This is a genomic window from Nitratireductor sp. GCM10026969 (genome assembly GCF_042660605.1).
Classification (GTDB): domain Bacteria; phylum Pseudomonadota; class Alphaproteobacteria; order Rhizobiales; family Rhizobiaceae; genus Chelativorans.
Genome location: NZ_JBHSUM010000006.1, coordinates 44,597 through 61,100 on the forward strand (window position 1 = coordinate 44,597; position 16,504 = coordinate 61,100).

Consider the following 16,504-nt stretch of genomic DNA (forward strand, 5'->3'; position numbering starts at 1 on the left):
CTATCATGGGTGTCCACCAAACCCGGGCAAGATCAGAACGCTTTAACCCCGAAAGGCGGCTTCTTCCCGCAAACAGATCGTTCTGCGTGCCAGCCTTGGGTGACCGCTCAGAGCCCTTTCCGGTCGTTCCTGCCACGCCTTACGAACTACAGGTTCGCGCCCTCATTTCGGACGTTGAGACGCTCTGGCAAATGGTTCTAAAGCTGACGCCGCGGCCGACTGGCACAACTCGATTCCCGGCACCTATCGGTATTGGATGGCATACCCGAGAAACTCAGCATGAGGCTGGCGAAAAACATCCCAACGCCGATGCGCGGGAAAGCTTGCAGGCCGCTCTCGATTTGACACGACCGTCAAAATCAGCTGCTGCCTAGCCCGCGAGATGGCGACAAAGAAAGCAGATCGCTCGTCGACAGATTTCCCCCAGAAGGTTTCCTTTTCGATACCCATCACCACCACAGTATCGAATTCGAGCCCCTTGCTCTTATGGATCGACATGATGCGTACCGCCCGATCAGCTGAGAATGCGGAGAGGGCGACACCGACGTCGTCTTCTTGCGCGAGAACTTCGTGCAGACGGTCGATCGCAGCCTGGACTAGATCGTTGAGCCGGCTGCCTTGGGAATAGTCGGCCGACATGGCGACGATAGTGTCTCGACCAACGACATCGACGAGATGATCCACGATCGCTCGAAGTCCTGCACGATCGCCCTTTGCAATCGCTCCTTGAGCTATGGCGCTTCGCGTATCCGCGACAAATCTCGTCCAACGAGACCGGGCGCGGTATTCCTGCTCCTCGTCCATCGCCTGGCTGTAGACCATCGCATCTATGAGCCGCCGGTGCGCGTCGGCGCTGGCAGTCGTACCGGCGACAAGAAGTAGGTCGGTAATGACCTTAACGACTGGCTCGGAGGCGAAATCCTGCGTGCTATCCTCCTCCCGAAACGGAATGCCTTGGGCCTTGAATGCCACGCGCAGTCGTTGGCAGAAATATGGCTGATCACGGCTGACAAGGATTGCGATCTCTGAAGGTGCAATACCATCGTCATCAATCCGGCTCTTTATCGAGGCCGCGAGAAGTTCTGCCTCGTGGACTGCGTCTGTGGCTTGGATGACTTGGATTGTGCCCGCGTCCCCAGGCAAGGCAGCATCATCAACCGCGGCGGCAGGGTCCATCGTCCTAACCATCGCGTTCTGCATTCTGCGAAGCCGCGGCTTGGAGCGGAAATTCTGGTAAAGGCTCAAGGGTGTGGCACCGAAATCTGCCGCAAAATCCTTGAAGATGCCCTCGAGTGCGCCTGCCCATCCCATGATCTTCTGCTTGGTGTCGCCCACCGCGGTCAGCTTTGCGTGGGAACCGAAAAAACAACTCAAAATCAGCTGGTATTGCTCCTTGGTGCAGTCCTGGAACTCATCAAGGAACACGTGGCTGTATGTGTGCCGAATGGCGTTTCGGGCAATCGTGTTGGTCTGCACAATGGTCGTGGCCAGTGGCACCATGTCGTTGTAGGTGATTGACTGACGTTGCACGCGTCTCGGGCCGATACTGTAGTCCACATCGAGTTGATCTGCATCCGTCAGTGCCGTCCGAAATCGGTCGATGATTCGCTTTGCAAAAGCATGAAACGTGTAGCTGTCGAAACGACTCGCCAGCTCGTGACCACACCGAAGCCTGACCCTGTTCTTCAGATTCTGGCTTGCGTCGACCTTGAAAGAGATAGCGAGAATACGACTGGGATAGCGACACGTGGCAGTGCGCAGCAGGAAATCGGCACGCTGGGCAAGCACCTCCGTTTTCCCGGCGCCGGGACCCGCGGTCAGGGCGAGATTTCCATCGACAGTCTTGGCAGCAACGAGCGCGTTTGGTTCGAGAACAAGACCATCGGCCGGCATCCACCGATCAGCAGTGATCATTCGGGTATCGCCTTAAGAGCAGCTAAGGCATGCTCGACAAGGCGCTTGACGGAGCCGGGCAAATTGGCCACGAGCGCGTCGTCACTAAGTTCGGACATTGCCCGGATATGCCATACTGGCTTGCTGCCGATTTTGAACCGCCGGTGATAGGCATCGAAGTAAGACAACTGCTCAGCATCATACTGGCCCGTCACAGTATCGTGTTTTTTGCCCAGAACGGACTTGAGAGTGTCGTCTTCCGGCGCACCCAATTCTTCAGCATCAACCTCGTATGCACTCGGAAATGCCATCATCATTGCGTAGTCGAGATCGAGCGGTGACGAGAAGAAAACTCCTTGGCCTTCTAGCCAGTTTAGCCACCCTCCGGTATCGGCCATCAACCGAGGTTCAGCATTCCAGGCAGTGAATTTCTTTATGTGGTCTGCCGTTAAGCCAGTTGCGTTTACATCGGCATATGCGAGCAATTGCTGACAGGCATATCGTACTCGCCCCCACCCACCGTCGAAACGTGCTAAATCGAGGTCAAGGAGAGTTACGAAGGGGATCTCCAGTCCATGTAGGAGGCGCCAGAAGTGATTTACGTGCCTTCCGCCAAGCGGCACCACCGAGATGGATGCATCGTCTATCTTGGTGCCGGCAGCGCTGATGAGCCGCGGCAGAACTACTTCTTCGCTATCGCCCTCACCAAGGATCACATAGCGCGAAAAATAGAGCTCCGGAAAAGCCTGGACCGCTTCACGCACGAATTTATGGGCGTCAGCGTCTTTCTCCTTGTTAGGAAGCTCGATCGTTCGCACTCGGGTCGTGCGGTCGGTTGCCAGACGCAGATAACGAACGTTCTTTGGGTCGATGCGGCGCATTATTGAGGCTGAATGGGTCGCCAAGAGAGCCTGCGCATCTTGCCCCTTCGAGAACTCGGTTAGGCTGGCGACAACGCGTCCGAGGTAGTGGGGAGACAGACTATTTTCTGGCTCTTCCACCGCGATTAGGTTGAAAACCGCCGGGCGAAGTTTGTCGACATCGAACTCAGTTTTCAGCTCACCTGCCAAAACGCGCTGGTTGAGATGGTGAACCCCTAGCACGATGGACAAGTACAGAATCGATTGCTGTCCGTCGCTGAGGCGTGAAAAGTCAACGCTCGCTTCATCATGTCCAGGAGCAAACACCACGCTCATATGGCGCAACAGCGCTTCAATCTCATTGCGGCCAAAAAAGACCGATGGGTTGTTGAAATGGCTTCCTGTATGCAGGCTGCTCCAAGCGTTGGATAAAGCCTCGGTTACGCTGGTCATGGCTGCATTACCAGCCAATGCCGCGCTGATCTGCTCAGTAAGACCCTCGATGACTACACGTTCGGTGGCCCAGATCGCCGATCTCAGCACGCGACCAAGAAGGGCAGTAGCCGAATAGGAAATGTGGTCGGCCGGGTCCCGGCGAGCCGGCAGATAATGAACCTGAATGCTGCTGCGTTCCTGCTTGGCCACCCGACTTTCGATCGTGGGCTGACCATTTGCATCGACCTTTTGGACGTTGGTGAAGTTCTCCTCAATTTCACCGTCTTGGTCGAGGGTTGCTTTCAGGCGGAAACGCACCTGAGCCGGGCCTTCTGGTGCTTCAAGCTGCATATGGGCAAAAGCACCCGGTACAGCAGGCTTGGGCGTACCGTCGTCGACAAGTAGTTCTGGAAATTCGAAATCAGCCTCAATCCAGAGCTGTCGCTCGAGGGGAGATTCCTTCTCGTCATGGGGGACATGAAAGTCCGATCTCCGGATTTTCCGTTGCCCTGGGTCCAGACTAAACATCCTCCCCAGCGCTTGCAGCACGACAGTCTTGCCCGCGCCGTTTGGTCCGAGCAGGAAAGTCATATCGGTAAGGTCAATGGTGCTGGCTGTGGGGCCAAAGGACCGGAAATTGCTCAGCCGCAAACGAACGAGTTTCATAATTTGTCCCCCCGATAGATGATAGCAAACCATCATGGATAGCGGAAGGTAATCGCGTCAAATTGCCAATCTCACGCTGTCGATAGCGGCCATGGATCCTTCGAATCGCAATTCGAACGTCTGCTAACAGTTTTGTCTGTCCGAAAGCTGACTGTCAGGTTCCGGCCCCGATATTGCCGGAATCAATCTCCGCTTTACGTCCGCGATCGCAAAGGCGTGAAAGGCACCAACTGGTGATGAGCGGACGCCTGTCTTCTACGCATGTGTTGCCTTGTGCTAGCATCCTCGTCTAGCCACGGATATGGAGGAGAAGGTAACGTGGAGCCTTGTGACAAGGAAAAGTCAGCCCAATTCGATTATTCCCGTCTCAGCCAGCCGTTTGCAGTGTTGTCCAAACCTGCTCAACGAGCATTGATAAACAATGGCATTTATACAACCAATGATCTTGCCAAGTGGGACCGCGGGGACCTCGCGAAGCTCCATGGCATCGGGCCATCCGTGTTTCCAAAGCTTGACAGCATCCTTCGTGCTGATGGCATGGAATTCAAGAGGTAAGGTGCGTCTCAGCTATTGAAGTGTGTCAATATCGCTCGCCGAACGGCTGCGGTGGGGGCGTCAGCCGAACGGCGGCTTACTCAAGTTTTTCGGACAGAACCGGACAGACACCAAACGGCCCCATGCACGACTTTCGGTGCCTCGCGGTCGAGCCCTCCTTCGGTGGCGTCCTGCGCTTTAGCCGAGAGGGCTACCGCCGCTTTCCAGGCACGTAGGGTTGGCCTGGCGCCCCGGTCGGCGGTGCAAGCCGCAAGCCGATGTCCTTGCTTCCGCACTTCGAACAGCAGAGTTTCGGCACCAGATCGTTGCGCATCCAGCTGTGATCCCGGCCGAGGCGAGCGGCGAGCGCGGCGAGATCTAGATCGGCCCGATGGTTGCAGCCGAAATGGTAGCAATATGCCGTGAGGGTGTAGTCGCCATCGATAACATCGCCGATCGCCCTGACGGTGAGCGGCATGTCACTTCAGCCGTTGTTGCATCCAACCAACCACGCGCCTTTCCTTGAAGATCGGCTTGTCGATCGAAACGCGCGGAGGCCGATCCCAATCGACCTCGACGAGCGAGATGCGCGTCTTGGGGCGGCAGCGCGTGCATCGGAAATTGAGTGTGATCGGATCGCGGCCGCCGCCGAAGAGCATCATGAGGTCAGTGGCAAGGAAATGGCGGACATTCCCGCACGGGCATTCCGCACGCACGAGCATGCCGAGCCGGGCTGCCTTTCCCAAGGTGTCGATCGGTTGGGCCATGAGAACGAAATAGGAACAAATCTCCATTGCCGTCAAGCAACCGCTGTGGCGATCTTCAGCCCATGTGCAACCTCTATAACGTCACGACCGCCTGGCGATCATCCAATGGACGCGTGCCATGCGCGACAACGCCTCATGGAACACCTCCCTCAGACACCCATCCAGTTGAAGCATCCGGCCGGAACGCCGGAGCCGCTGACAAGCAGTGCCCCATACTTGTAGAAACTCCATCTCCTCGCCGGCGGGATATCAACCACGACCACGCCCATGGATGAATCCGCCCATACAAGCCGGGCATCAGTCGAGGCGAGTGACGAAACGACATCTTGGGAGCCAATCCCTGGGCGGAACACCACTGTTGTGAAAGGCTGATCCGGTGGAGTCCGAAGTGACCAGGCAGCTGCCCCGACGGTGAGCAACGCCAGAAGAAGGACTGCCGAACCCGATCCTCGGGGCTGTCCTCCCAAGCCGTCTCTGGGGTGCCGGAGCAACAGCCAGCCGGCGACAAGCGGAATGATCCCGAATGCGACAAACCAGAACAGATCCCACATCAGTGGATTATCGCTGTCGAGCTTAATACGGTGAATTCCAAGAACCCAATGGGAGAGGACGCTATCGACGACGTGCCAAATCCCAAAGCCGACCAATAGCGCTCCGGATAGGCTACGCCCTCGTGCAGCTGCGGCACCTTTATGCGCTCGCCAAAGCCCCCAAAGGCCAAGAGCAGCGAGCAAGTACATCAACCCGTGGAAGTAGCCATCCCAAAGAACCTGCGTCCGAAGATCCGCGACGCCCGGAACAAGGCTCAGAAGGTGATGCCACTGCAAAATCTGATGGAGCAGAATGCCATCAAAGAATCCGCCGAACGCGAAGCCAAGAACAATTCCCCACCGCGTCCAGGGTGACTTCCACATTCGCGCTTTCCTATCTCGTCTGCAAACCGCTCAGCGTCAATAGCGTTCCCAAACGCAAGAAATCCGCCGACCGATGCCGATAGGCATGGGGTGGTTGCGACACAAAGCCGTCCTGCGGGGCAGCAGCCGGCCTGTGGCGTTGGTCTTCCTCAAGAAAACATCAGGGCTCTCGGTACTCACCACCCTTTCGTTCGGTAGCAGACCTGTCGACGTATTTCCCGTGGTCTGGAACGGCAAGGGCATCGAAATCACGAGAGAGCCCATGAAGCGCCTCACGCATCTCCGCGCCCTGCATGGCAGGGCCGTGGCCCGTGATCACCTGCTCTGGCTCGAGCGAGGCCAAAAGTTCGACAGAGGTACGGGCATTATCCCAGTTCGTGGTGTAATACATGGGTGGCCCATGCATCTCAGGTTTTTGCACCGTGACGGCATAGGCCGATTCCTGCCGCGTCGTTATGAAGGCGTCACCCGCGACAATGGTCCGGTCCGCTTCCCTCCAGAGGGACACGTGGCCCGGGGTATGCCCAGGCGTGTGAAACCAGCGCCAGCCTGACATTTCAGGCACACTGCCATCTTGGGGGAAGGTTTGCAGCCAACGACCCACATTTACGGGGCCGCGCGGATAGAGCGGCGAGAGCATTGACATAAGGCCGCCGCCGACCGACGGGTCCGGTGGAGGATAGGAGGCGCTGCCGTCGAGGTATGGGAGCTCCAGTTCGTGTGCGTAGACAGGAACCTGCCATCGCTCGGCAAGCTCTTCGAGAGCGCCCACGTGATCGAAGTGCCCATGCGTCATGAGAATCGCGGCGGGCCGGGAATTCGGCCCGAAGCGCTCCACGGCAGCCCCGGTAATCAAGTCGGTCGTGCCCATGAAGCCGGCGTCGATCAGAACCCATTCCCGGTCGCCGGCACCCGGCGTTCCGAAGAAGACGGCGTTGACGATAGCAAGGCGCCTGTAGGCAAGATCGGGGCAGATCTGGTGAGTGCCATCATCGCCCACGCTGCCGCCCTCGGCACGGCCGCGTGGATCAAGCGGTATCCGTTCAGGCATTTCGTCGCTCCTTTCACCCGCTCCCGAAACGACCGAACCATTCGTTTTCGATCGGGTTCCGAATGGCAAGCGCCCCTCCAAATCAGGCCAGAACCATTTCGCCACTTACGGGTTCGAGCAGAGGTCCCCTTGGGGAACTCTTCACGTCAAAATGACGTCAGATCAGGGAATGGAGAAAGACGCACCCGCGCGAGGACAAACCTCCGCCGAAGGCAGGTTCTATTGTTCAATGCAGCCAGCAGAATAGGGCAACACCCCGCCGCCCATAGGCGTGGACAAATTCGCTGGCAGTTCCCGGCAATCCCGCCAATCCGCACCTTTCTTATCCACGTCCCTCCAAATGCCCTCACACTGTGTTCCGGACCAACAGATCTGGAGATGGTGATGAGCACGTTTCATATGGTCTTCTTCTCCGCATTGGGCATTACCGTCGCAAGCGCGGTAGCAGCTGGCGTGCTGGTTGCGCTCGATGACACGCCGCAACGCGACACGCGGAAGATATTGGTCGAGAGGCTGATACAGGTCGCGCTCCTGGGCGCAGGGACGATCATTGCGCTTCTGGGGAGGTTCCAGGATCTCTGAAGCGACGGCGATCCACCGCACGACCTGGCGGCGCCCCTATCAAGGCCCCGCCAGTTTCGCCTTGCCAGAGCTTATTGCATGGTAGTCTGGCCAGGTGGTGGCGGTGCACTCATGTCGTCAGGTCCAGACATCGTGGTTTGCCCTGGAGGGGGCGGCGGGTCAGCGGGCCCGGACATCGTCGTTTGCCCCGGAGGTGGTGGTGGATCATATGTCGGTTCTGATGTGCTACCGCAGCCCGCCAAAGCAATTGCGGCGACGGCAGAAAGTGACATCGGAAGAAGTTTCTTCACGTTGCGCTCCTTCAACTTCGGTGCGCCCCGTCCGCCGGCGGTTTTGTCACATTCTTCATGCGTACACAAAAGTCACAACTCATGAACCGTGTTCACGGTGATGTTGGTAGGGGAAGCGGTTCCCGGCGTGGAAGGTCGCGCCTTCTCATCCTTTCACCTATCCCGACTTCGGCCAACCGCCGACGCGCGTTTCACCTAGTTTGGTAGATCTCGCCCCCGACGAAGGAAAAGCGCGAGCCGTCGGTTTCAGGCCTTCTTGAGCACCTTGTTGACGACGAGGCCGACAACGATTTGGACGACTGCGCCTGCAACGCCACCTCCTACGAGTTGGCCTGCAAGAGCGCCGATGTCCATACCGCCTGCGGCGGCACCGGACGCGCCGAGCATAGAGCTGAGCAACGTTCCGCCACCAACGCCACCTACGGCGCCGGCGACCAGATTTCCGATGTTGCCAAGATCAGCATCCTTGACGGCCTTGCCACCTGCAGCACCGCCAGCCAAGCCGCCGACCAGTTGTGCAATCAGTGCTTCCATGGGATTTCCCCTCCATTCGAGCCTGAAACCTTATGCACTCGCCATCCCTGCACGGAAAGGTGGCATGTTGCAACACTGACGCTTCAAGTCGCGCCTTGAGTGCTCCGGCCCAGTGCTCCCGAGAGTTTCAGGAAGGCCAAAGATGGCGCGTTGGGATTGCAGCGATATGACGACGGCCCACCGCCCCATTACAGAACGGTGGGGTAAGCCGCTGCCTGAGGGCAGTACGCAACTCAGCCGCCAACATCAGGCTGCCGCATGAACTAACCGGTCAAGCCGTAGCGGGCCAACTGAACTCCGGAAGCTCGGCAATGAAGCCTTCCACCGTCGGCGCCGCGCGCTCGCCGGAGGATTGACCGCACGCGGTAGTTGCGGCAGGTTTGCGTTGGGAGGCCACAATGTCGGAAGACTGGCTAGAAGTGCTTCGCGAGCAGGGCGAAATCGCTCAACGCATGGCGCGAGATGTCGCGGAACTGCTCGGGCATCCCGGTCTTACGCTTGACCAAGCGTCACGCATGTACCGATTAGTGGAGAAGGGCGCCCAAGACTTTGACCGCATGGTGGAAGCGCTGGAAGAGCAAGATGCCCTTGACGCTGTCCTCGAAGCCGCAGAGACGATACAAAGCATCTGGGACGAATTGTCTATCGCCACAGCTAACAAGGTCCGCACACTGAGGGGGTTGGAACCCATCGAATTCCCGGACGACGAGGATTAGTTCGTGTCTCCCTCATTCCCCTCCGTACCAGCTATGTAGGAACATTTTCCTTCGACGCCGGGCCGCAAATGTGCTATGTTCCGCTGATCGATTAAACAACAACCAGCGGCTGAGAGTTCGATCCACAAAGAGATTTGAGTGCTCCCGTCCAGTTTTGAGGAGCACCATGTCTTCTCGTGATAAGAAATCCCCGCAAGGCGACCCGAAGGCGCGTAAACCACGCGTCGGGGAAACCGGTGAACAAGCGCGAAAAGTCGAAGAGGCACGGGATACTGAGCGAAAATTGACCATCTGGTCGGTCATTATGGTGGGCCTTATCGTCGTCTCGATCTTTGCTGTGACCGCGACATTTGTTCTTTACTAAATCAACCCCACCGCCCCCGCGAATGAGGACGGTGGGAAGCGGAACAAAGTTCTCCACTCGAGTTTGATTCCGTGCGGCTTTTGCCCTTTGCCGCGCCCCAACGGCCGACCCGGTATCTTTTCCAGCCGGGTCGGTTTTTTGGCGAAAGGTGCCCTGTCCGCATAACTTCCGTTCGACGTTATCGCATTAGCGGTCACACCGACGCAGGCCACTCAAACTCCGGCAACTCGGCGATAAATCTATCCACGGCCGGCGCGGCACGCGTGCCGGATTGCACCTTGTCCGATTCGCCAAGAGCATAATCCCACACCACGCCGGCCGGCCTCCGCTTATCGATACCCTAGATCCGCGGCGAGATAATCCGGCTCGCGCCCCGTAACTGCCGTCAGCGCCCGGTCGATAGCTTCGGTTAGCTCGTGCAGAGCGGTGTATTGCGCGTTGAACGGGACGAGGCTTCTCTGCGCATCGATAATGGTTTTGCGCAGCGCCAGCGCGTCCCGGATGGCGGCCTCCCTCTCTGCATCGGACAGGTGGTCAAAGCGGCTCTTTCGTCTTCCCATGGCGGTCTCCCTATTGGGAGAACGAAATAGGAACATTTTCCGGCGCGCGTCAAGCACGCAGAAGTAGACAGGAGGCTGGCGCCATGCCAGATAGGTGCTCGGCGATTTTGGGTGGGGAACTTCAATGAAAAGAGTGATCATGCTTGCTGCGCTTGCCGCGGCGGTCAACCTGTCTGGGTGCGCGACCAGCGCTTCTCCGGTCTTCATTGATGGCAGCTATTACATGATGGGTGATGCAGACTGTGCCCGTTATAGGCTACACAATACCGACAAGCACATCATGTGCCTGAACTCCAAAGAGCAGGCCACCGGTTACAGAACCGCGATGACCGATCAGCAACTCTATATGTACCAACAAAATCAAATGCAGCAGCAGTTGGCTGCTCAGCAACTAGCTACTCGCCAGCCAATGCAGGTCATCCAGTATCCAACGATGCAGACGCCCCAAGTGACGCCGATCACTCCTCCCGGTGGGGGGCAGGTGCGCTGCATCAGCACGGGGATCTACACCAACTGCCGATATTAGCGATGTGGTTCGGATTCACCGGTCGTGGCGTGCGCCGTTGCGGACAACTCGGGGGAAATCACGATGCATCGCTATCTTGCGGCATGATCACTAAGAACATTGCCGACAATCTGCCCCACATGGCTTCTAAGCTGAACGATTGGGCGACCCTAGCGGCGCGCGCTTACGGAACTTATGCAGGCGTCAACACTGCAATAGCCAAAGCTACCGACAAATCGTCGCCTGCTGTGCAACATGCGGATGAAGTCCGTCAACAGGTGGCACTTATGGCAGTTATTCGAACATTCGCGGTTCTCGACAGAGATGGCAGCGTCTCCTTTCAGCCCGTCTATCAGTTCCCGAAAGAGGACCGCGCAACTGAGCTTATATCTGCCTTGTATGCGGCATCCGAACCGCCTTGTTCCAATGAAATGGCAATGGCCGATTGCGGGAAAGCAATCGAGAGATTCCAAGCCGAGTATCAGCGGATCAACTGGAAGGCGTTTGGACGCCTTCAGGGCTTTCGCAACAGCGCCATTTCGCATGTCGCATGGGGGGACGTTAAGAAATTCGTCACCTACGGCGAATTGGAAGAAACCGTGCGCATCTGTTGCCGTCTTGCTGGCGAGCTTACTCTGATGACGAGTGGGTTAAATGACTGGCCAGAAGAAGACATAAGCGAATATCAGGAGACTGCATATACTTTCTGGGCAGCGGCATTCGCGGCAGGACTTCGTGGCCGCCCTGCCGAATGATGAGTTTGAAACGCGCCGAGAAGATTACCAGTTCTCCTTCGGGCGCCGGCGGACGATGCTGACAACCTTCGCCTTGAGTTCGGCCCTGTCCTTAGACAGAGCCTGCTCAAGCCGCGCAACAGCCTCTACCGAAGCGCCACGGTTGTCGATTACCGGGGCGTAGTTCACCACCACGGACTCGCCGCCACCAAGCCTGTGGTTCGGAATTACCTCCGACCCCTTCGGCAGATTCACCAGTTCCGGCCCGCGCTCGCCGACAATCGCCATGCCACCGGGGTGGTTTTGCGTGCCCGTGGCATACCCGGGGGTGGTTGATCGAAGACCTGCCCATGGGTCGCCACCGCCACCAAAGCCGCCGCCTAGGCCGAGCAGGCTTCCTAGGAATCCCCAAATGCCACCGCCGCCGTTGGCCGCGTTCTGAACCTGAAAAATGCCGTCGAGTACGTCGTTAAGAAGCCGATCGCCGACCTTCTTGAGCGCATCGGCGAAGATATCCGCGGCGCTGGCGCCCTCCAGAAATCCATCGATAATCCCGCGCGTCAGCTCTTTGTTGAAGTCAGCAAGCTCCTGCGCCTTCTCGCGCACCTTGTCTTGTGACTCGGCGAGCTTTTCTGCGCCTGCCGCCGTCCCCGCATAGGCACTGGAAAGGCTTTCGATCTTCGCCGCTAACTCCGGCGTGATTTCAATTCCGGCGCGCTGTGCCGCGTTCAATAGCGCCTGCTTGGCGTTTGCCTTTTCAACGGCGAAGCCATAGTCGTTCAGGACTGGGTTTAATTTGGCCTGCGCCTCGGTTTCGGCCTGGATGAGCCGGATGCTCTCTTCAAGGGACGCAATTTCGCGGTCAAACTCATTCGTCTTTCCGGCGTCTTTTTCGCGCTTGCGCGCTTCCTTGAGCTTCTCTTCTGCCTCGGCAATCGCCTGGACGTTCTTGATTATCTGCTGCCCAAGTTCGCTTTCCGCAGAGACGCCCGCCTTGGCAAGCCGGTTTGCAATCTCGCGCTGCGTTGCGGTCTTACCGGCAAGCTCCAGTTCCTTCTCAAGAGCCTTGATGACGCCTTCGGCTCTGTCCTGCTGCGCCTGTTCTGCCTCTTCCTCGCCCTGCTTAATGGCGTCATAGCGCTCCATGCTCATTTGCTCTGCCTCGCGGTGAAGCTTGAGCTGCAACTGCTGACGGCGCCGAAGGAGGGCCTCAATGATCTTTTCTTCATGCTCGGCCTGAGATGCAGATGGACCGACGCCACCCTGATTCCTGGCCAAGCTCTCTCGCGCCGCGGCCAGGTCCTGATTGATTACATCAAGCTGCCCGGACGTTGTGCCGCCCTTACGGTTCATTTCATCAACGGCCTGAGAGATGCCAAGAATTGCCGCGCGGAGGTTCCACGCCTCGGCAATCTGCGCGCCCCATCGCTCGAGAAGGTTCTGCGTCGACTGCGAAAGCGCGTCTACCGCGCCGGCCAGACCGCTGGCCGAAGCGCCACCGGCGCCTCCGACCTGCTTCTCGAGAATGTTCAGGATTTCTTCTTGGGCCTCCGCGGCGCGGCCTGTCTCGTAGAGGCTCTGAATCATTTCCTTCTGCGTTTCCGTGAAAGAAACGCCGACACGTCGCAAGCGCGTCAATCCGCGCGCCGGATCTTCCAGGGCCTTCGCTAACTGCTGCGTGGCCGACTTCAGTGAGCCGAAACCGACCGTGGCTAAATCCTGCGCCAGCTTTAGTGTGCGATCAAACGTATCGCCCGAAATGGAGCGGAACGTTAGAAGTTGGGCCGCTGCCTCCCGGACCTCTGTCGTGGAGGCGAGCGTGGCGGACGCGATGCCCTGCGCTAGGGCCTCAATCTGCTCCCCAGTTTGGCCGGATGCCTGCCCAGTTGCACGCAACACCTGCTCAATGACGAGCTGCTGTGTCTCAAACTTCTGAAAAGCGGCAAGCGCCTTTCCTGCGGCTACACCGCCAGCGCCTATGGCGACGGCAAAGCCTCCGAGCGCTAGGCCGGCACCTGAAGCTAGAGTTGCCATTGCCGAAAAGCGAGAAGCAATACCGCCAAGCGGCCCGTGCATCACGGCGATTGAGGCGGCCGTATTCTGGAATGAATGCGCCAGCCTGTTGTTGGCGGACTCCATCTTCTTAGACATCTGCCGAGAAGATTTGCTCATCTGGTTTGCGGAGCGTGAGAACTTCTGCTCTGCCTGCTTTAGCTGCTTCTCTAGCTGGTTAAGACGCGCCTCAACGAGAACTACAAGCTTGGGTTCACGCGCCATCCGCAGCCTCCGCATGGTCAGCAAGCCGACGCAGATAGTCGGCGGCCGCCTCGGGTCCTACCGCTTCAATTGCGGTGGCAGCGCCTTCTATGCAAAGGGCGGCAGCTACGTCTTCTGGATGCCAGCCGGCGCGGAGGAGGCGCGATGCGTAATGGCGTGCGTGGTGCTGTGGCGCGTGGGCGCAGCCGCCAGCACGGCCGGCGATGTGGTCGACATTGGTCATGTTGATCTCTATGGAATTGGTTGCTGGAGCGTGGGTGCTCCTTGGGGCGGAGAAAAGTTGCCGACCTACCTGCCGTCTGGCATGGTGGGCTGGAGGTGAAATCATGAAGCGCGAAGTTCAGAGGCGTGAACCACTGTCGTTCGTAAACCCGAACAAGGCACTCGTGGTAGAACAACTGGATAAGCTGCTCGCCGAATGGCGCGCCTGGCTGAAGGTCGTGGAAGACCTGCCTGATAGTCCAGAGTACAATCCCGACACGTGCACGGAAGTCATTAAGGACGGACGCGATAACATCCGGAAGCATGATACTCTTCGAGAAAAGACGCTTGTCTTCTTGGCCAGCAACTTTGAGGGATACGACTTCCTGTTTGCGAATTGGCCAACTCCCCCACACGAATACAATCTTGCACGGAAGCGCGAGATCGTTCCCGGTTGGATACATCGACTAGAGACACTGCAGGCCTGCATTGAATATGCACGTGTGCCGGACGGATATTGGAAGTCGCGAGGCAAGCAGCTTGTGGAATCAATGGCTGGTACGGGACCAGAAAAGGCTGCTGAACTGGCTGCCACCGCACTGAAGGGCGGCTAAAGCCGAAATCTTTCTCTCCATCTGGCCTAATTAAAACGGCCAGATGGCTTAACGCGAAAGTTGTACTTCATCCCCATCTTACATTTGCGTCAATGTTTCTCCTCCCATTTGCATTGATGCGTTCCCCTCTGGAGGTTTCTGACCTTCAATTCGGCCGAGCTTCGTGCTCGGCCTTTTTTATGTGAAATAGAAGTCATCAATATCGTCCTCGTCATCTTCAGGCGGTGCCCAGCTGACTTTTGAGAAGTCGGCCGACGTTGTGCCCATCGATCCAAGGCACAGCCTAAGCAAACTGGCACCGCTGTCCGTGAGCGTACCGGCTCGCATCCTGCCAGCGAGCAGCGATGCAATCGCGGTGATGCAGCGATGGCTGCGGTTCAGCCAGGGCAGGTTCCCTGCAAACTCTTGCCAGGCATCCCGTGCATTGGCATCCAGCCAGTCGTAAGGCTCGCCAACGGGTTCGCTGAAAGATGGTGCGTTGCTGCGCCTGTATCGCTCGGGGTGCTTATCCGTGGCGCCGATAATCCTGGCTTTTTCATATGGTGTGCGTGGTCGCGCCATTGTTCGACCCTCATATTTTGAATTGGAAAAATGTGCGCTTCCGCCCGGGGCCGGTGAGCGGTGGAGGGCGAAACAGTCTCTCCGACACCCCCGCCTACTCGCACACCGCCGCGATGGCCTGACGCTTCGTCCGCTCGAACCATTCAGCTAACTCGGAATTCCGGAGACGCCGGTGTTCGGATAGTTCAGGGTCGGTAGCACCGTGCTCGCGAAGGAGTTCGAGTTCGCATTCGATTACCTTCTCAGCAACGAGGTGCAGCGCCATGGCTGCGGTTGCTTTTTCTGGCAAGCGCCGTATTGCAGCACTCATTTCCCACTCCTCGCCGGCACACCGACTTGCAGGGGCTCTCTGGATTTTTCGGCCTTAAGGATGCCGTCCTTACCGTCGCGGCCGCGCTTTACAGCAAGGCGCCAGCCATTCCCGGTGTCTGGCTTTTCCGTGGTGGTTTTCTGCGCAATCCAGAAAGAGCCAGCCCATGTTACACCGTCGCCGGCCGTGTACTTTGTCCCTTCCTTGAACACGCCGCGGTCGAGTACAACTGCCATGGAGTGGCGGAATTCCTTGACCCGATCGCCACGGACATATCGGCGGATGATCGTGCGGCCATCATCGGCCAGTTCCTCGGTCATGTCGTCGAAACCGAGGCCATCGACTCCGTCCTTGCCCTTTTTGCCATCTTTGCCGTCCTGGCCATCTCTACCGTCGCGACCCGGATCACCGCGTTCGCCCTTGTCAGGCTGGCGCTTTTCTACGGCTTCTAAACGAGCCAATATCGGCGTTATGGTTTTGTCTATTTTTGCAGACAAAAAGAAACCGACCGACTTCAGTATCGACTCCTTTTCAGAGAGTTTCATAGTCGTTGGTACCCTTCTCGATTACGGTGGAGGTACAGTTCTTCATGGAAATCATTTCTTTAATTCTCGGATTCTCTGTTTAATTTCGGCCCACATCGGTGCGAGCGCTACCGTAACGACGGCGTGGCCACTCAGGTCTAGACCATCGCCTGGAATCAGCATCGGGCTACGCCCCGGATCCAGCGAGACGACCGCGACCAATGCGTGATCTCGCGCGCGGTCTACAATGAACGATGCTTTCACGGCGGCTATGTTGGGGCTTAACCCGTGGGCCACAAGCTCGCGCATGACGGCCAGGCAGCGTAGATCGCGTTCATTGAAAACAATGCGCCGAGTGAGTGTGCGCGAGCCGAAATTTAGGACGGCCCGCTGCAGCCAACCACGGATGTGGGACTCCGGCAATTCTATTATAAAGGCCGCGTCCGCGACCGAGTAGGAAGCTTTCATCTTGCGACCTGTCTTTAATGTGGCGGTTAAATTTTTGAAGGAGGCCGCCTGGGCTGACAGGCGACCTCCAATCACGGTTGCTGGCTGGCGCCTCCGAGTTCGCGGCCCGGCAATCGTGAATCCGATGTGTGCACGTCGCCGCCC

The 16,504-nt window shown here is 57.9% G+C and carries 19 protein-coding genes; 6 read left to right on the forward strand and 13 right to left on the reverse strand.

The features are described from left to right. Positions 1 to 243: 243 nt before the first annotated feature. The 6 genes from ACFP9U_RS03005 to ACFP9U_RS03030 all read right to left on the reverse strand — a co-directional run bounded on the left by ACFP9U_RS03005 (position 244) and on the right by ACFP9U_RS03030 (position 7,120). Complete coding sequence (locus ACFP9U_RS03005) at positions 244 to 1,914, reverse strand: UvrD-helicase domain-containing protein (RefSeq protein ID WP_378618911.1); 1,671 nt, start codon at positions 1,912 to 1,914, stop codon at positions 244 to 246. Next, positions 1,911 to 3,854: an ATP-dependent nuclease gene (locus tag ACFP9U_RS03010; RefSeq protein WP_378618912.1), complete on the reverse strand. Its 1,944-nt coding sequence runs from the start codon at positions 3,852 to 3,854 to the stop codon at positions 1,911 to 1,913. Before ACFP9U_RS03010 ends, ACFP9U_RS03005 begins: the two co-directional genes overlap by 4 nt. Positions 3,855 to 4,599: 745 nt before the next feature. Further along, positions 4,600 to 4,866, reverse strand: a complete 267-nt coding sequence (locus tag ACFP9U_RS03015) for a hypothetical protein (RefSeq protein WP_378618914.1) — start codon at positions 4,864 to 4,866, stop codon at positions 4,600 to 4,602. A 1-nt stretch (position 4,867) separates the two neighbouring features. Beyond that, the gene (locus tag ACFP9U_RS03020; RefSeq protein ID WP_378618915.1) at positions 4,868 to 5,182 is read right to left on the reverse strand and encodes a hypothetical protein; all 315 of its coding nucleotides are present in this window, start codon (positions 5,180 to 5,182) and stop codon (positions 4,868 to 4,870) included. A gap of 122 nt (positions 5,183 to 5,304) precedes the next feature. Continuing rightward, positions 5,305 to 6,069: a DUF2243 domain-containing protein gene (locus ACFP9U_RS03025; RefSeq protein WP_378618917.1), complete on the reverse strand. Its 765-nt coding sequence runs from the start codon at positions 6,067 to 6,069 to the stop codon at positions 5,305 to 5,307. A gap of 160 nt (positions 6,070 to 6,229) precedes the next feature. Continuing rightward, positions 6,230 to 7,120, reverse strand: coding sequence for an MBL fold metallo-hydrolase (locus tag ACFP9U_RS03030; RefSeq protein WP_378618970.1), 891 nt, complete (start codon positions 7,118 to 7,120; stop codon positions 6,230 to 6,232). A 384-nt stretch (positions 7,121 to 7,504) separates the two neighbouring features. On the opposite strand from ACFP9U_RS03030, the gene ACFP9U_RS03035 reads away from it, so the two are divergent. Then, entirely contained in the window at positions 7,505 to 7,702 is a 198-nt protein-coding gene (locus tag ACFP9U_RS03035) for a hypothetical protein (protein ID WP_378618918.1), read from the forward strand. A gap of 536 nt (positions 7,703 to 8,238) precedes the next feature. Here the strand turns inward: ACFP9U_RS03035 and ACFP9U_RS03040 are convergent. After that, the gene (locus tag ACFP9U_RS03040; RefSeq protein ID WP_378618920.1) at positions 8,239 to 8,526 is read right to left on the reverse strand and encodes a hypothetical protein; all 288 of its coding nucleotides are present in this window, start codon (positions 8,524 to 8,526) and stop codon (positions 8,239 to 8,241) included. A 398-nt stretch (positions 8,527 to 8,924) separates the two neighbouring features. On the opposite strand from ACFP9U_RS03040, the gene ACFP9U_RS03045 reads away from it, so the two are divergent. Then, complete coding sequence (locus ACFP9U_RS03045; RefSeq protein WP_378618921.1) at positions 8,925 to 9,242, forward strand: hypothetical protein; 318 nt, start codon at positions 8,925 to 8,927, stop codon at positions 9,240 to 9,242. Positions 9,243 to 9,935: 693 nt separating this feature from the next. Here the strand turns inward: ACFP9U_RS03045 and ACFP9U_RS03050 are convergent. After that, positions 9,936 to 10,166 carry a hypothetical protein gene (locus ACFP9U_RS03050; protein WP_378618923.1) on the reverse strand — a complete coding sequence of 77 codons (231 nt, stop codon included), beginning with the start codon at positions 10,164 to 10,166 and terminating at the stop codon, positions 9,936 to 9,938. A gap of 124 nt (positions 10,167 to 10,290) precedes the next feature. Here ACFP9U_RS03050 and ACFP9U_RS03055 point away from each other — a divergent pair, with 124 nt between their 5' ends. Beyond that, complete coding sequence (locus ACFP9U_RS03055) at positions 10,291 to 10,692, forward strand: hypothetical protein (protein WP_378618925.1); 402 nt, start codon at positions 10,291 to 10,293, stop codon at positions 10,690 to 10,692. Positions 10,693 to 10,694: 2 nt separating this feature from the next. Beyond that, entirely contained in the window at positions 10,695 to 11,426 is a 732-nt protein-coding gene (locus tag ACFP9U_RS03060; protein ID WP_378618926.1) for a hypothetical protein, read from the forward strand. Between the two features lie 24 nt (positions 11,427 to 11,450). Here the strand turns inward: ACFP9U_RS03060 and ACFP9U_RS03065 are convergent, their stop codons facing one another. Beyond that, positions 11,451 to 13,682 carry a phage tail length tape measure family protein gene (locus ACFP9U_RS03065; RefSeq protein ID WP_378618928.1) on the reverse strand — a complete coding sequence of 744 codons (2,232 nt, stop codon included), beginning with the start codon at positions 13,680 to 13,682 and terminating at the stop codon, positions 11,451 to 11,453. Positions 13,683 to 13,695: 13 nt separating this feature from the next. On the opposite strand from ACFP9U_RS03065, the gene ACFP9U_RS03070 reads away from it, so the two are divergent. Beyond that, the gene (locus tag ACFP9U_RS03070) at positions 13,696 to 14,004 is read left to right on the forward strand and encodes a hypothetical protein (RefSeq protein WP_378618929.1); all 309 of its coding nucleotides are present in this window, start codon (positions 13,696 to 13,698) and stop codon (positions 14,002 to 14,004) included. 4 nt (positions 14,005 to 14,008) lie between these two features. Continuing rightward, positions 14,009 to 14,497, forward strand: coding sequence for a hypothetical protein (locus ACFP9U_RS03075; protein ID WP_378618931.1), 489 nt, complete (start codon positions 14,009 to 14,011; stop codon positions 14,495 to 14,497). A gap of 177 nt (positions 14,498 to 14,674) precedes the next feature. Here the strand turns inward: ACFP9U_RS03075 and ACFP9U_RS03080 are convergent, their stop codons facing one another. From ACFP9U_RS03080 to ACFP9U_RS03095, 4 genes are all read right to left on the reverse strand, one after another. Then, on the reverse strand, positions 14,675 to 15,058 hold the full coding sequence (locus tag ACFP9U_RS03080) for a hypothetical protein (RefSeq protein WP_378618933.1): 384 nt from the start codon (positions 15,056 to 15,058) through the stop codon (positions 14,675 to 14,677). A 94-nt stretch (positions 15,059 to 15,152) separates the two neighbouring features. Continuing rightward, positions 15,153 to 15,368 (reverse strand): hypothetical protein, encoded by a 216-nt coding sequence (locus ACFP9U_RS03085; RefSeq protein ID WP_378618934.1) that lies wholly within the window; start codon positions 15,366 to 15,368, stop codon positions 15,153 to 15,155. Then, positions 15,365 to 15,913 carry a hypothetical protein gene (locus tag ACFP9U_RS03090; protein WP_378618936.1) on the reverse strand — a complete coding sequence of 183 codons (549 nt, stop codon included), beginning with the start codon at positions 15,911 to 15,913 and terminating at the stop codon, positions 15,365 to 15,367. The genes ACFP9U_RS03085 and ACFP9U_RS03090 overlap by 4 nt, the downstream gene beginning before the upstream one ends. A gap of 51 nt (positions 15,914 to 15,964) precedes the next feature. Continuing rightward, positions 15,965 to 16,360 carry a MerR family transcriptional regulator gene (locus tag ACFP9U_RS03095; protein WP_378618937.1) on the reverse strand — a complete coding sequence of 132 codons (396 nt, stop codon included), beginning with the start codon at positions 16,358 to 16,360 and terminating at the stop codon, positions 15,965 to 15,967. Positions 16,361 to 16,504: the final 144 nt, after the last annotated feature.

Coding starts and splice junctions, on each gene's coding strand:
- ACFP9U_RS03030 (WP_378618970.1), bottom strand. CDS start 7,120: ATGCCTGAACGGATACCGCTTGATCCACGCGGCCGTGCCGAGGGCGGC.
- ACFP9U_RS03080 (WP_378618933.1), bottom strand. CDS start 15,058: ATGGCGCGACCACGCACACCATATGAAAAAGCCAGGATTATCGGCGCC.
- ACFP9U_RS03095 (WP_378618937.1), bottom strand. CDS start 16,360: ATGAAAGCTTCCTACTCGGTCGCGGACGCGGCCTTTATAATAGAATTG.
- ACFP9U_RS03090 (WP_378618936.1), bottom strand. CDS start 15,913: ATGAAACTCTCTGAAAAGGAGTCGATACTGAAGTCGGTCGGTTTCTTT.
- ACFP9U_RS03070 (WP_378618929.1), top strand. CDS start 13,696: ATGGTCAGCAAGCCGACGCAGATAGTCGGCGGCCGCCTCGGGTCCTAC.
- ACFP9U_RS03050 (WP_378618923.1), bottom strand. CDS start 10,166: ATGGGAAGACGAAAGAGCCGCTTTGACCACCTGTCCGATGCAGAGAGG.
- ACFP9U_RS03020 (WP_378618915.1), bottom strand. CDS start 5,182: ATGGAGATTTGTTCCTATTTCGTTCTCATGGCCCAACCGATCGACACC.
- ACFP9U_RS03085 (WP_378618934.1), bottom strand. CDS start 15,368: ATGAGTGCTGCAATACGGCGCTTGCCAGAAAAAGCAACCGCAGCCATG.
- ACFP9U_RS03060 (WP_378618926.1), top strand. CDS start 10,695: ATGTGGTTCGGATTCACCGGTCGTGGCGTGCGCCGTTGCGGACAACTC.
- ACFP9U_RS03055 (WP_378618925.1), top strand. CDS start 10,291: ATGAAAAGAGTGATCATGCTTGCTGCGCTTGCCGCGGCGGTCAACCTG.
- ACFP9U_RS03045 (WP_378618921.1), top strand. CDS start 8,925: ATGTCGGAAGACTGGCTAGAAGTGCTTCGCGAGCAGGGCGAAATCGCT.
- ACFP9U_RS03010 (WP_378618912.1), bottom strand. CDS start 3,854: ATGAAACTCGTTCGTTTGCGGCTGAGCAATTTCCGGTCCTTTGGCCCC.
- ACFP9U_RS03025 (WP_378618917.1), bottom strand. CDS start 6,069: ATGTGGAAGTCACCCTGGACGCGGTGGGGAATTGTTCTTGGCTTCGCG.
- ACFP9U_RS03015 (WP_378618914.1), bottom strand. CDS start 4,866: ATGCCGCTCACCGTCAGGGCGATCGGCGATGTTATCGATGGCGACTAC.
- ACFP9U_RS03035 (WP_378618918.1), top strand. CDS start 7,505: ATGAGCACGTTTCATATGGTCTTCTTCTCCGCATTGGGCATTACCGTC.
- ACFP9U_RS03075 (WP_378618931.1), top strand. CDS start 14,009: ATGAAGCGCGAAGTTCAGAGGCGTGAACCACTGTCGTTCGTAAACCCG.
- ACFP9U_RS03005 (WP_378618911.1), bottom strand. CDS start 1,914: ATGATCACTGCTGATCGGTGGATGCCGGCCGATGGTCTTGTTCTCGAA.
- ACFP9U_RS03065 (WP_378618928.1), bottom strand. CDS start 13,682: ATGGCGCGTGAACCCAAGCTTGTAGTTCTCGTTGAGGCGCGTCTTAAC.
- ACFP9U_RS03040 (WP_378618920.1), bottom strand. CDS start 8,526: ATGGAAGCACTGATTGCACAACTGGTCGGCGGCTTGGCTGGCGGTGCT.